The organism is Salininema proteolyticum (genome assembly GCF_042685645.1).
Taxonomy (GTDB): Bacteria; Actinomycetota; Actinomycetes; order Mycobacteriales; family Micromonosporaceae; genus Salininema; species Salininema proteolyticum.
On sequence record NZ_JBHUNX010000001.1, the window covers coordinates 3,251,634 to 3,265,350 of the forward strand.

At 67.8% G+C, this 13,717-nt stretch carries 10 protein-coding genes and 1 pseudogene; 3 read left to right on the plus strand and 8 right to left on the minus strand.

The features are described from left to right. Positions 1-149 precede the first annotated feature (149 nt). The 8 genes and pseudogenes from rpoB to ACFTE1_RS15105 all read right to left on the minus strand — a co-directional run. Positions 150-3,563, minus strand: a pseudogene (gene rpoB, locus ACFTE1_RS15070) (DNA-directed RNA polymerase subunit beta); the annotation flags it as partial. Positions 3,564-4,357: 794 nt separating this feature from the next. Then, positions 4,358-4,741 carry a 50S ribosomal protein L7/L12 gene (rplL, locus tag ACFTE1_RS15075; RefSeq protein ID WP_380620992.1) on the minus strand — a complete coding sequence of 128 codons (384 nt, stop codon included), beginning with the start codon at positions 4,739-4,741 and terminating at the stop codon, positions 4,358-4,360. A gap of 25 nt (positions 4,742-4,766) precedes the next feature. Then, positions 4,767-5,303 carry a 50S ribosomal protein L10 gene (gene rplJ / locus ACFTE1_RS15080; RefSeq protein ID WP_380620994.1) on the minus strand — a complete coding sequence of 179 codons (537 nt, stop codon included), beginning with the start codon at positions 5,301-5,303 and terminating at the stop codon, positions 4,767-4,769. 322 nt (positions 5,304-5,625) lie between these two features. Continuing rightward, complete coding sequence (rplA, locus tag ACFTE1_RS15085; protein ID WP_380620996.1) at positions 5,626-6,318, minus strand: 50S ribosomal protein L1; 693 nt, start codon at positions 6,316-6,318, stop codon at positions 5,626-5,628. Between the two features lie 70 nt (positions 6,319-6,388). After that, complete coding sequence (rplK, locus tag ACFTE1_RS15090) at positions 6,389-6,817, minus strand: 50S ribosomal protein L11 (RefSeq protein WP_380620998.1); 429 nt, start codon at positions 6,815-6,817, stop codon at positions 6,389-6,391. A 281-nt stretch (positions 6,818-7,098) separates the two neighbouring features. After that, positions 7,099-7,827 carry a transcription termination/antitermination protein NusG gene (gene nusG, locus ACFTE1_RS15095; RefSeq protein WP_380621000.1) on the minus strand — a complete coding sequence of 243 codons (729 nt, stop codon included), beginning with the start codon at positions 7,825-7,827 and terminating at the stop codon, positions 7,099-7,101. A 442-nt stretch (positions 7,828-8,269) separates the two neighbouring features. Beyond that, the gene (gene secE / locus ACFTE1_RS15100) at positions 8,270-8,518 is read right to left on the minus strand and encodes a preprotein translocase subunit SecE (RefSeq protein ID WP_380621002.1); all 249 of its coding nucleotides are present in this window, start codon (positions 8,516-8,518) and stop codon (positions 8,270-8,272) included. A gap of 97 nt (positions 8,519-8,615) precedes the next feature. Beyond that, positions 8,616-9,149 carry a GbsR/MarR family transcriptional regulator gene (locus ACFTE1_RS15105; RefSeq protein ID WP_380621004.1) on the minus strand — a complete coding sequence of 178 codons (534 nt, stop codon included), beginning with the start codon at positions 9,147-9,149 and terminating at the stop codon, positions 8,616-8,618. 61 nt (positions 9,150-9,210) lie between these two features. Here ACFTE1_RS15105 and ACFTE1_RS15110 point away from each other — a divergent pair, with 61 nt between their 5' ends. From ACFTE1_RS15110 to ACFTE1_RS15120, 3 genes are all read left to right on the plus strand, one after another. Beyond that, a complete protein-coding gene (locus tag ACFTE1_RS15110) occupies positions 9,211-10,137 on the plus strand; it encodes an ABC transporter ATP-binding protein (RefSeq protein WP_380621007.1) in 927 nt (308 codons plus the stop codon). Then, positions 10,134-11,765: an ABC transporter permease gene (locus ACFTE1_RS15115; protein WP_380621009.1), complete on the plus strand. Its 1,632-nt coding sequence runs from the start codon at positions 10,134-10,136 to the stop codon at positions 11,763-11,765. Before ACFTE1_RS15110 ends, ACFTE1_RS15115 begins: the two co-directional genes overlap by 4 nt. 93 nt (positions 11,766-11,858) lie before the next feature. Beyond that, complete coding sequence (locus tag ACFTE1_RS15120; protein WP_380621011.1) at positions 11,859-13,667, plus strand: glycerophosphoryl diester phosphodiesterase membrane domain-containing protein; 1,809 nt, start codon at positions 11,859-11,861, stop codon at positions 13,665-13,667. Positions 13,668-13,717: the final 50 nt, after the last annotated feature.

The window sequence follows — 13,717 nt, forward strand, 5'->3', positions numbered from 1 at the left end:
CGGATCGCTCCGCCGCCACTCGACGCCGATTGCTAGCGGTTGTCTCCGAGGATGTCCCCGAGTCCGCCGCCGGCCAGGTTGCCCAGGCCGGCGTCTCCGAGGACCTCGCCCAGCGCGGAGCCGCCCCCGCCCTTGGGGCCGGAGTCGAAGTCGGCGCTGGCCGGCTCGTCGTGGGACAGGTCGATGCCCAGCTCCTCGGCCGCCCGGAAGACCTCGTCGTCGCTCTCGGTCATCTGGATGACCGAGCCGTCGGCCGAGAGGACCTCGACGTTCAGGCACAGCGACTGGAGCTCCTTGAGCAGGACCTTGAAGGACTCGGGAATGCCCGGTTCGGGGACGTTCTCGCCCTTGACGATGGCCTCGTACACCTTGACTCGGCCGGTCACGTCGTCGGACTTTATGGTCAGCAGTTCCTGCAGCGCGTAGGCCGCGCCGTAGGCCTGCATGGCCCAGCACTCCATCTCACCGAAGCGCTGTCCGCCGAACTGGGCCTTACCGCCCAGCGGCTGCTGGGTGATCATGGAGTACGGACCCGTGGAACGGGCGTGGATCTTGTCGTCGACCATGTGGTTGAGCTTCAGGATGTACATGTAGCCCACGCTGATCGGGTCCGGGAAGGGCTCGCCGGTGCGGCCGTCGAACAGCTGCGCCTTGCCCGTCGGGGCCACCAGGCGCTCGCCGTCGCGGTTCGGCAGCGTGTTGGCCAGGATGCCCTGGACCTCGTCCGGATTGGTCCCGTCGAAGACCGGGGTCCCCACCGGAACGCCCGCCGGGTGCTCGTCGGCCCCGATCTCCTTCAGCTGCTGCTGCCAGAGCTCGTCGAAGCCCTCGAGCTTCCAACCGGCCTTGGCGGCCCAGCCCAGGTGGACCTCCAGCACCTGGCCGATGTTCATACGGCCGGGGACACCGAGCGGGTTGAGCAGGATGTCGACCGGCGTGCCGTCGGCGAGGAAGGGCATGTCCTCCTGCGGGACGACCTTGGAGATGACGCCCTTGTTGCCGTGGCGGCCGGCGAGCTTGTCGCCGACGCCGATCTTGCGCTTCTGCGCGATGTACACGCGGACCAGGTCGTTGACGCCCGGGGACAGCTCGTCGCCCTCTTCGCGGGCGAACGTGCGCACCCCGATGACGGTTCCCGACTCGCCGTGCGGCACCTTCAGGGAGGTGTCGCGGACCTCGCGGGCCTTCTCGCCGAAGATGGCGCGCAGCAGGCGCTCCTCGGGGGTCAGCTCGGTCTCGCCCTTCGGCGTGACCTTTCCGACCAGGATGTCACCGTCGTGGACCTCGGCCCCGATGCGGATGATGCCGCGCTCGTCGAGGTCGGAGAGCATCTCCTCGGACACGTTGGGAATGTCGCGGGTGATCTCTTCCGGGCCCAGCTTGGTGTCGCGGGCGTCCACCTCGTGCTCGTCGATGTGGATGGACGTCAGGACGTCCTCCTCGACCAGGCGGCTGGACAGGACGATGGCGTCTTCGAAGTTCTGGCCGTGCCAGGAGGTGAAGGCGACCATCAGGTTCTTGCCCAGGGCCATCTCGCCCTTGTCGGTGGACGGGCCGTCGGCGATCGGCTGGCCGTGCTCGACGCGCTCGCCCTCGCGGACCAGCGGCACCTGGTTGATGCAGGAGCCGGCGTTGGAGCGGCGGAACTTGTGCAGCAGGTAGGTGCGGCGCATCCCGTCGTCCTGGACGATGGTGATGTAGTCGGCGCTGGCCTCCTCGACCACTCCGTCGGCCTCGGCCGTGACCACGTCGCCGGCGTCGACCGCCGCGCGGTACTCCATGCCGGTGCCCACGATCGGGGACTCCGGCTTGATCAGCGGCACCGCCTGACGCTGCATGTTCGCGCCCATGAGGGCGCGGTTGGCGTCGTCGTGCTCGAGGAACGGCACCAGCGCGGTGGCGACCGAGGTCATCTGGCGCGGCGAGACGTCCTGGTAGTCGACCTGCTTCGGCGGGGTCATCTCCGCCTCGCCGCGACGGCCTCGGGCCAGGACGGTCTCCTCGACGAAGGTTCCGTCGGGGTTGGTCCGGGCGTTGGCCTGGGCGATGGTGAAGCGGTCTTCCTCATCGGCGGTCAGGTAGTCGATCTGCTCGGTGACCTTGCCGTCCTCCACCTTGCGGTAGGGCGTCTCGAGGAAACCGAACGGGTTGACGCGCGCATAGGTCGACATACAGCCGATGAGGCCGATGTTCGGGCCTTCCGGCGTCTCGATCGGGCACATGCGGCCGTAGTGCGACTGGTGGACGTCTCGGACGTCCATCGCCGCGCGGTCGCGCGACAGGCCGCCCGGGCCGAGCGCCGAGAGGCGACGGCGGTGGGTCATACCCGCGACCGGGTTGACCTGGTCCATGAACTGCGACAGCTGGGAGGTTCCGAAGAACTCCTTGATCGCGGCCACGACCGGGCGGATGTTGATGAGCGTCTGCGGCGTGATGGCCTCGACGTCCTGGGTGGTCATGCGCTCGCGCACGACGCGCTCCATGCGGGAGAAGCCGACGCGGATCTGGTTCTGGATCAGCTCGCCGACGGTGCGCACGCGGCGGTTGCCGAAGTGGTCGATGTCGTCGGCGTCGAAGCCGGACTCGCCCTGGTGCAGGCGGAGCATGTACTCCAGCGTGGCGGCCAGGTCGTCCTCGGTGAGGGTGCCGACCTCGATCGGCGTCTCCAGCTCGAACTTCTTGTTGACCTTGTAGCGGCCGACCTTGGCCAGGTCGTAGCGCTTCTCGTTGAAGAACAGGTTCTCCAGCAGCGCCTGGGCGTTGTCCTTGGTCGGCGGCTCGCCGGGACGCAGCTTGCGGTAGATGTCGAGCAGGGCCTCGTCCTGCGAGTTGATGGTGTCCTTCTCGAGGGTCGCCATCATGAGCTCGGACCAGCCGAAGCGCTCGCGGATCTTGTCGTTGTCCCAGCCCAGGGCCTTCAGCAGGACGCTGACGGCCTGGCGGCGCTTGCGGTCGACGCGGACGCCGACGGTCTCACGCTTGTCGATGTCGAACTCGAGCCAGGCGCCGCGGCCGGGGATGACCTTGGCGTTGGTGAGGTCGCGGTCGGAGGTCTTGTCCGGGTGCTTGTCGAAGTAGACGCCCGGGGAACGGACCAACTGGCTCACGACGACACGCTCGGTGCCGTTGATGATGAAGGTGCCCTTCGGGGTCATCATGGGGAAGTCGCCCATGAAGACCGTCTGGCTCTTGATCTCGCCGGTGGTGTTGTTGATGAATTCTGCGGTGACGAACAGAGGCGCGCAGTAGGTGAGATCCTTCTCGCGGCACTCTTCGATCGAAGCCTTGACCTCGTCGAAACGAGGGTTGGAGAAGGAGAGCGACATGGCCCCCGAGAAGTCCTCGATCGGGCTGATCTCCTCCAGGATCTCGTCCAGGCCGCACGGGGCGTCCGCTCCATAGCGGGAACGGTACGCCTCGTTGCCGACGAGCCAGTCGAACGAGTGCGTTTGAAGCGCCAGCAGGTCGGGCACTTCGAGGATTTCCTCAATCCTGCCGAACGATGTTCGGCGCGGTGCGTGCTTACTCCTAGAGCTGGTCTTGCCAGTGCGGGAAGCTGCCAAGATACGTCCTTCCGAGGACAGATGCGGATGACGGCCGGTGCACTGCGGGTCACTGTGTCGCAGGAACGAGACGGAAGGAATGCGGCACCCGGAACAGCCCTTGGTGAGTCGGTTCACTCATCGACTACTAGATTGCTGACTGGTGGATGGCCGGCCTTATAAGCTCTCCGATGGGTCCACCGTCGTGCCGACCGTGGCAGATCGGCCCTGATCATGGTCCGTCGGAGAGTTCAGTCTGTGTCCCTGCACACAAATGCGACATGAACAGGGCAGCGCAAATTAATAGTGTATATGAGAATATCAGAGGCGTCAAACCCTGACGTTAGTGAGGCGCGCCATGCCGCGACCGTGTCGCGGGGAGCGCTGTGCGGCGGGACGCCGTGGTGGTTGCGCTGCAGACCGAGGCGACGGACTGCCCTGACACACCATGGTGCGTCGGACGGGCCGGTTGCACGACCTGTTTGCCAGAAGTTTAACCCAGAGGTATGACATCGCGTCACCGCCTCCGTCCGACTCCCACAAGAAGGAGCCCTTCAAGCAAGACCTAGTGTGACGCATGAGGTACCCGCACGTCAAGCCCGTCGTCCACCGGTATGAGATTCCTCTGAATCTCGCCGACCCCTCCCCATGGGGCGCAATGGAAGTGCTCTAGAACGACGAAAAACCGGGGACCGCGCCGAAGCGCGGCCCCCGGCCTCAGACACATGAGGACTGGGAGAGCCCTGACGGGTCCTCACCCTACGAGACCGCAAGCGGCCCCGCAGGAAACCCGTGGAAGTTTCGCGTGGTGTCCCTTACTTGAGGGAGACCGAGGCGCCGGCGCCCTCGAGGGCCTCCTTGGCCTTCTCGGCGTCTTCCTTCTTGGCGGCCTCGAGAACGGCCTTCGGGGCGCCCTCGACGAGCTCCTTGGCCTCCTTGAGGCCGAGACCGGTCAGTCCGCGGACCTCCTTGATGACCTTGATCTTGGAGTCGCCGGCGGCCTCGAGGACGACGTCGAAGTCGGTCTTCTCCTCGGCCTCCTCGGCTCCACCGGCGGCGGCGCCGGCGGCGGCGACCGCGACGGGGGCGGCGGCGGTGACGTCGAACTTGTCCTCGAAGGCCTTGACGAACTCGGAGAGCTCCAGCAGGGTCATGCCCTCGAACTGCTCGAGCAGCTCTTCGGTGGAAAGCTTAGCCATGGTGATTCCTTTCGATTATCGGCGACTACTCGCCGGCAGCTTGTTTCTTGTCCTGCAGGGCGGCGCCCAGACGGGCGACCTGCGAGAGCGGGGCGTTGAAAAGGCTCGCGGCCTTCTGCTGCCCGCCCTTGAGCGCGCCGGCCAGCTTCGCGAGGAGGACCTCGCGGCTTTCCAGGTCGGCAAGCTTCTTGATCTCGTCGACGGACAGCGCTTCGCCGTCCATGACTCCGCCCTTGATGACCAGCGCCTCGTGATCCTTGGAGAAATCACGCAGGGCCTTCGCGGCCTCGACCGGCTCGCCCTCGACGAAGGCGATGGCGGTCGGACCCGTGAACAGGTCGTCAAGCTCGCTCACGCCCGCGGCGTTGGCAGCGCGCTTGGCAAGGGTGTTCTTGGCGACGCGGTACTTCACGCCCGCGCCGAGGGAACGACGGAGCTCCTGGATCTCGTCGACGGACAGTCCGCGGTACTCGGTGAGCACGGCGGCGCCGGCGTTCGAGAAGTCGTCGGTCAGCTCGGAGATGGCGGAAAGCTTTTCCGCCGGGTATTCCCGTTCAGCCATGTTTCCCTCCTTTCTTCGGCCTAGTGGAGATGGCTCGGCCTTCCCCAACCGTTAGGAGGCGACATAAAAAATGACGCCTCAACGGGCGTCGAATACAAAAGATGGGAGCGCGCGGGAGCGCGGAATTCACCATGAATTGCTTTTCAATCGCCCTGCGCGGGCCGGGTTCGCCCCTCCTCTGGAGGGCCCGTTTACGCCGTTTCCGGCAGCCTGCGGTCTTCGGGTTGTGGAAAACGATTCAAGCATAGCAGTGCGGACGCGGAAAGGCCCGGGACGGGTCTCCGTCCCGGGCCAGATCACAGTGTGACGCTTAAGGCTTCGGCTAGGCCTTCATCTTCGGCGTCTCGACGGGGATTCCCGGACCCATCGTGGTGGTCACCGTCGACTTCTTGACGTAGACGCCCTTCGAGCTCGAGGGCTTGAGACGCACGATCTCGTCGACGGCCGCGGCGTAGTTCTCCGTCAGCTGCTCGGCGGTGAAGCCGGTCTTGCCGATGACGAAGTGCAGGTTCGCGTGCTTGTCGACGCGGAAGGTGATCTTTCCGCCCTTGATCTCCTTGACGGCCTTGGCCACGTCCGGCGTGACGGTGCCCGTCTTCGGGTTCGGCATGAGACCGCGCGGCCCCAGGATGCGCGCGATACGGCCGATCTTGGCCATCTGGTCCGGAGTGGCGACGGCGGCGTCGAAGTCGAGCCAGCCCTCCTGAATCCGCTTGATCAGCTCGTCGGAGCCGACCTCGTCGGCGCCGGCCTCGGTGGCCGCCTCGGCGGCCGGGCCCTCGGCGAAGGCGATGACGCGGACGGTCTTGCCCGTGCCGTTGGGCAGGGAGACGGTGCCGCGCACCAGCTGGTCGGCCTGGCGGGGGTCGACCCCGAGCCGCAGGGCGACCTCGACGGTGGCGTCGAACTTGGCCGGGTTGGTTTCCTTGGCGAGCTGCACGGCCTCTTCAGGCGTGTACAGCCGCGAACGGTCGACCTTCTTGGCGAGGTCGTTGAACTTCTTTCCGCGCTTCATCGAATCATCCTTGAGATGTCGTGGTGGGGGCGAGCGCCACCCTCCCACTGGCTGTCAGGTCTGTGTCGTTCTACTCGACGTTGATGCCCATGGAGCGGGCGGTGCCGGCGACGATCTTCGCGGCGGCGTCGATGTCGTTGGCGTTCAGGTCGGGCATCTTCTTCTCGGCGATCTCCTTGACCTGGTCCATCGAGACCTTGCCGACCTTCTCGCGGTGCGGCTCTCCGGATCCCTTCTGGACGCCCGCGGCCTTGAGCAGCAGCTTGGCGGCCGGCGGGGTCTTGAGGACGAACGTGAAGGAACGGTCCTCGTAGACGGTGATCTCGGCCGGGACGATCTCGCCCCGCTGGTTCTCGGTGGCGGCGTTGTAGGCCTTGGTGAACTCGACGATGTTGACGCCGTGCTGACCCAGGGCGGGACCGACCGGCGGCGCCGGGGTCGCCTGTCCACCCGTGAGTTCGAGCTTGAACGTCACAACGGCCTTTTTGTTGGGAGCCATCGTGTATCTATCTCCTGGGTAGTAGATTTCTCGATGTCGCACCCGCGGGGCCGCAAGAGAGCAGCACCGTAGCTAGGCGGGGTGCAACCTCTCCAGCCTACTCGGACGGCGGCCGCGCCGGTACGGCGCTCCCGGTGCTTTATGCCACCCGTTACATCCCGCGGACACGGGAAAGGCCCGGCGGCGGTCCGCCGGGCCTTCGAGTCTCGGGGCCGGAGGCGGCGCGTCCGGTTCGGCTCAGAACCGTCCGGCGTGCGCTCCGTCCGCGTCCAGGCCGCGCGCTACAGCTTCGCGACCTGGTTGAAGTTGAGCTCGACCGGCGTCTCGCGGCCGAAGATGGAGACGAGGACCTTGAGCTTCTGGCTCTCGGCGTTGATCTCGGAGATGGTGGCCGGCATGGAGGCGAAGGCGCCGTCCACCACGGTCACGGACTCGCCCTCGGCGAAGTCGACCTTGACCTCCGGAGCGGACTCCTCGGCGGACTCCTCGCCGGTCGCCTCGGCCTTCTCCTCGCGCGGCAGCAGCCACTTGATCACCTCTTCGAGGGACAGCGGGCTGGGGCGGTCGGTGCGGTCGACGACGCCCACGAAGCCGGTCACGCCGGGGGTCTGGCGGACGACGGAGTAGGACTCGGGGGTCATCTCCATGCGCACCAGGACGTAGGACGGGAAGACCTTGGCCTCGACCTTTGAGCGCTTGCCGTTCTTGATCTCGACCTCGGTGTGGGTCGGCACCTGGATCTCGTAGATGTAGTCCTCCATGTCGAAGGACTGGGTGCGGCTCTCCAGGTTGGAGCGGACGCGGTTCTCGAAGCCGGCGTAGGAGTGCAGCACGTACCACTCGCCGGGCGCGAAGCGGTACTTGGAGCGCAGCGCCTCTGCCGGGTCGACCTCCGGCTTTTCGGGCTCTTCGGCCTCGGCCTCTTCACGGGCGGAGTCGGCGTCCTCGGCGGCGGCAGCCGCGGCGGCGGCCTCGGCGTCTTTCTTCAGGGCTTCGTCGAACTCCGACACGTCTTACTCGCATTCCAACTCGGTGTGCAGTAGGGTCTCCCGCGTTCGCGGGCGGCTCCCCTACAGCGTAGGTTCTGTTTCGGGAAAATTCCAGGAGGACGGCCGATGCGGCGTCCGATTCCAGGGTAACCGGAGAGCGCCCCCACCGCGAGACGGCAGGCGCCCAGCGCAATGCGGAGTAGTGAAGATTACGGCCCGCGAGGCGGGCCGAGAGGTCGGTGCGGTGTTCGGCCGGGGTCCTAGACGAGTGTTTCTCATCGGCGCCGCGCGGAGCGTCGGCGGCGATCCGGTGTCCTACGCAAGGAGCGGAATCGTGTCCCAGTGCGTCGGATCCGTTCTTTCGCGCGGTCGAGGCGTCCCGGCGGACGTCCGACCACCCGAAAGGGCGGAGACGGCGTGCTGGGGCGCGATTCCGCGGTCACCACCGACAGGAAGCAATCATCTACTCGGCGCCGAAGGCGCGCTGGATCCCCTCGCGGAACACCCAGTCGAGTCCGCCGATGTAGGCCATCATGAACAGCACGAAGATCAGCACCACGATCGAGTAGGTGACCAGCTGCTTCTTGGTGGGGTAGACGACCTTGCGGAGCTGTTCGATGACCTGGCGGAAGAACAGGCCGAGTCCGCCCTTGCGCTTGGCGTTCTTGGGCGACTTCTTGCCCGTGGTCTTCTTACCGGTGTCGTCGGCCACTGGGGTCCTCCGTGTGCGGGTCTCTGACGGGTTGCACCCTCAATATACCGGACCTCCGGGGAGGTGCGGAACCCGCCGTGACGCGCGCCGCCGAGCGTCAGGCGTTCCCGGCGGTGGCCTCCTCTTCCGCCTCCCCGCCCGGCTCGCCGACGGTCTGTTCGCGGCGTCGGCGCCGGAAGTCGTTCCAGCGTTCGCGCATGCCCTCGAACTCGTGGATGGTGAACTCCATGAACTCGGCCGTCAGCAGCATCCGCTCGCGCCCCGGCCCGGAGGGGAGGTTCGCGGCCCCTTCCAGCGCGACCTCGCGGTAGCGGTCGATCAGCGGGGTGCGGGAGAACATGATCCTGCCCCAGACGTCATCTTCGTCGATGGCGTAGACGTCGGCGCGGGTGTCGGCGCGGCGGGACTTGGCGATGAGGCCGCCGTTGACGAGGTCGCGGACGGCGCCCGAGATGGCCGCGCGGCTGACGCCGAGCCCTTCCGAGAGCTCGGCGGCGGTGTAGGTCGTGGCGTCCTCGATGAGGATGTAGGAGAAGACGCGCGCCGTCATCTTCTGCATTCCCGAGTCGGCGAGTATCTGGGCGAAACGCTCCACAAAGTCCAGCAACCCGGCCTGTTCCGTTCTCTCCATGCGACCTCCTGCGGCCATCATACATTTCACAGTTTTATGAAAACTATGATAGTATCAGGTCATGGCTCCCGTCATTGAAACCAACGACCTCGTCAAGCGATTCGGACACGTGACCGCGCTCGACGACCTGTCCCTGACCGTGACCGAAGGTCAGACCCACGGATTCCTCGGCCCCAACGGAGCCGGGAAGTCCACCACCATCCGCGTGCTGCTCGGCATGCTCAGGTCCGACGGCGGCTCCGCGAGCCTCTTCGGCCAGGACCCCTGGGCCAAGGCCCCCGATCTGCACCGCCGCCTCGCCTACGTGCCCGGCGACGTCAGCCTCTGGCCCGGGCTCACCGGCGGGGAGACCATCGACCTGCTCGGCCGCCTACGCGGCGGCCTGGACAAGGCCCGGCGCGACGAACTGGTCGAGCGCTTCGACCTCGACCCGCGGAAGAAGGCCAAGTCCTACTCGAAGGGCAACCGGCAGAAGGTCTCCCTCATCGCGGCCTTCGCCTCGAAGGTCGACCTGCTCCTCCTCGACGAGCCCACCAGCGGACTCGACCCGCTCATGGCGGCCGTGTTCACCGAGTGCGTCCGCGAGGCGGCGGCCCAGGGCACGACCGTGCTGCTCTCCAGCCACATCATGAGCGAGGTCGAGCAGCTGTGCGACCACGTGTCCATCATCCGCAAGGGGCGGATCGTCGAGTCCGGCACCCTGGCCCAGCTGCGCCACCTGACCCGCACCGAGGTCCGCGCCGGCCTGGCCGGGCCGGTGAACGGCCTGGACTCCCTGGAGGGAGTCCACGAGCTCACGGTCGAGGACGGCAGGCTCAGCGCCAAGGTCGACCCGCAGGCCCTGACCCCCGTCATGGCGGCCCTCTCCGAGGCCGGCCTCGAGAACCTCACGGTCGAGCCTCCGTCGCTGGAGGAGATGTTCCTCCGCTACTACGACGACGAGCTGACCGCCAAGGGCGTCACCAACGGCAATGGAGAGGCGCGATGACCACTGACACCGCAGTCGGCGCCCGGGCCTCCGGCACACTCGCCGGAACCGGCCCGATGCTCCGCTTCCACCTGCGCAGGCTCCGCCTGTACCTGGTGTTCTGGTTCCTGGGCCTGGTCGGCTTCATGGGCATGATCGGTCCGGCCCTGCTGGACCTCTACCCCGACCAGGCCGGGCGCGACGCCTACGCCGCGTCGCTGGACTCTGCGGCGGGGCTGGCCATGACCGGTCCGAGGACATACGTCGAGGACTACACCGCCGCGGCGATGATCGTCCACAACTCCCTGCTGTGGGTGGCCGGCGTCTTCGCGGTCATGATGATCCTCCTGGTCGTGCGGCTCACCCGCGCCGACGAGGAGACCTCGCGGCTCGAAGTGGTCCGCAGCCAGCCCGTCGGGCGACGCAGCGACCTCTTCTCCGCCGTCATCGTCAGCGTCCTGGTCTCCGCCCTCATGGCGGCCGCCATGGCGCTGGTCCTGATGCCCGTCGAGGGCGTCAGCGCCGGGCAGGCCCTCCTCTTCGGCGCCTCCGTCGGGGCGTGCGGCCTCGTCTTCGCGGCCGTCACCGCCGTGGCCGCCCAGCTGGGGAGCTTCGCCTCCACCTCCCGCGGACTGGCCTTCGCCGCGCTCGGGCTCTCGTTCCTGCTGGTCATGTCCGGCAACGCGAACGAGGGGGCGGCCCTTTGGGCCTCCCCGCTGGGCTGGAGCGAGGCGACCTACGTGGGCACCGGCGAGCAGCAATGGTGGCCGCTGGCCGTCTCGGCGGCCGTCGCCGTCGTGCTGTTCGCCGTGGCCTTCGCCCTGGTGGCGAAGCGCGACTTCGGACAGGGCATGATCGCCCAGCGCAAGGGACGCGCCGAGGCCAAGGCCTCGCTGAAGTCCGTGCGCGCCCTGGCCTTCCGCCTCAACCGGGGACTGGCGATCGGCGCCGCGGTGACGATGGTGCTGCTGGCCTCGGCCTACGGATCGATCTGGGGCGACGCGCAGAGCTTCATCGACAGCATGTCGGAGACGCAGCGGGAGGTCCTCTCCCAGGGGCAGAGCGATCCGCTCGACGGCTTCGCCCTGGCGATCCTTTTGGTCGGCTCCGTGGCGGCGATGATCTTCGGCATCATGGCCGTGGGCCGGGCCCGCAAGGAGGAGACCGAGGGCGGCGGCGAGGTGCTCGCCTCCCTGCCCGTCTCCCGAGCGCAGTGGCCCGGCGTCCACTACGTCGTCGCGCAGCTGATCGGGACCGTGGCCGTGGTCGTGTTCGGACTCTCGGTCGGGGCCATGGCCGCCTCCACGTCCGGCGAGGACCAGTGGTTCGAGAAGCTCTTCACCGGCTCCCTCATCCACCTGCCGGCAGTCTGGATCGTCACGGCCCTGGCCTACGCGCTGTACGCGTGGGCCCCGAGCCTGGGCTTCCTGCGCTGGCTCCCGCTCCTGCTGATCTTCGTGCTCGACTACTTCGGGCCGCTGCTGGACGCGCCGGAGTGGCTGCTCGGCCTCTCGCCGATCCACCACGTCCCGAGCTACCCGGCCGAGGAGGTCACATGGGCGCCGCTGGCCGTGCTGACACTGGTCGCGGTGGCGCTCACCGTGATCGGCTACCTCGGCGCACGTCGCAGGAACCTGCAGTTCTCCTGACACCGGAACACCGCCATGTCACGCTGTGAGGAGTTAACAGGGCCGGGCCGCCTTCGGCGGTCCGGCCCTTCCCCTATCCGGTGGGAGGCGGCAATGGCGGTACCGCGCGGCGTAGAGGCGGCGTCGGAGGCGCTGCGGTGGTCGGTGACGGCCTTCGGCCGCCATTTCTGGGCGTGGCTGACGGCCCTGCTGCTCACCCAGGGCTTCCTCTTCTGGATCGCCATGCCCCTGCTCTCGGCGCTGCTGCGGCTGGTGCTCGGGCGGGCCGGCATCGACGGCGTCAACGGCACCAGCATCCCCGCGATCCTCTCCAACCCCCTGGCCACCGGGGCGCTCCTGCTCTTCACCCTCGCCGGTATCTCCTTCATATTCCTGGAGCTGGCGCTCCTGGCCACAATGGCCCACATGTACTTCGAGGCCCGCGCCGTCACCGTCCGGGGCGTCCTGCGCGCCGTGTGGGGGCGCCTGCCGAAACTCTACGGCCGCCAGGGCCCGCTGCTGCTGCTGTACATGGTCCTCGTCCTGCCCCTCTCCCACATCGGGGTCGCCTCGGACCTCACCTCGTCGATCACGGTGCCCCGCTTCGTCAGCGACGAGCTGCAGAAGACCGCCGGCGGCACCGTCCTGTACTGGGGCACGATGGCCCTCATCGCCTACCTCGCGCTGCGGCTGGTCTTCACCTTCAGCTTCCTGGCCGCCACCCCGGACACCGTCTACGGGTCCATGCGCGACAGCGTGCGCCTGACCCGGCGCACGATACAGGGGTGGGTCATGCTGGCGCTCGTCGGAGCCGGACTGGCGGCGAGCACGGTGCTGGCGGTCGTGGCCGTCGGAGGTTTCGTCCCCGTCGGGCTGGAGCAGGCGGTCACGGGCGGGGCCTCCACCGCCACCGGGCTGACCCTCACCTTCCTCCAGGCCGCGCGCTTCGTCGTGGCCGGACTGCTGGCCGTCGCGGTGACGCTCTTCGTCACCGCGTTCCACCGCGTGCTCACCCGCATGCCGATCAGGCTGCGCCCCAGAGAACAGGCCCGCAGGACGACCCGGGCCGGCGCCGTGACCATCGCCGTGCTGGCGGTGGCCTTCCAGCTGCCGCGGGCCGCCGGGGCGGTCGGGGCGGCCCAGATCAGCGCCGGGCCCGGGGACACGGAGATCATCGCCCACCGCGGCTACACGCGGGAGGCCGTGGAGAACAGCGTCGAGGCGCTGGAGGCCGCCGCCGGGGCCGGGGCCGACATGGTGGAGCTGGACATCCAGGAGGCCGCCGACGGCGGTCTGGTGGTCATGCACGACACCGACCTCAAGCGGCTGGCCGGCGTCGACGCGAAGGTCTACGAGATGACGACTCCCCGGTTGCGGGACCTGACCCTGCGGCAGAACGGCTATACCGCGCGGATCCCGACCCTGGAGGAGTTCGTCGCGCGCGCCGACGAGCTCGGGACGACGCTGCTGATCGAGGTCAAACCCAACGGGCACGAGTCCCCGGGGTTCACCGAGAGGGTGACCGCCGAGCTGGAGCGCCTCGACCCCGCCCGCCGCCACTGGGTCCAGTCCCTGGACCAGCCCCTCATCGAGGAGATCGAGTCCCTCGATCCGGACCGCGACACCGCCTTCGTCGTCGGATTCCAGCTCGGCAGCCTGCCCCGGGCCGACACCGACGCGATCGCCGTCGAGGACTGGTCCTACGACGACTCCATGCTCGTGCTCGCCCACGAGAAGTCGCAGCGGCTCTTCGTCTGGACGGTGAACGACCTGGGGACCGCTCGCGACTACCTGGACCGGAATGTGGACGGGATCATCACCGACTCGGTGGAGGGCGCCGTTTCCATCCGGAGTTCGGACGAAGAGGGAAATGCCCTCACGGACTACGGATACCGCGCGTTCCGCCTGGCCAGACTCCTGTGATCGCGGCGGAGCGCTTTATCGGACGCAATTTCGGAGTGCGCTCCCGGGAC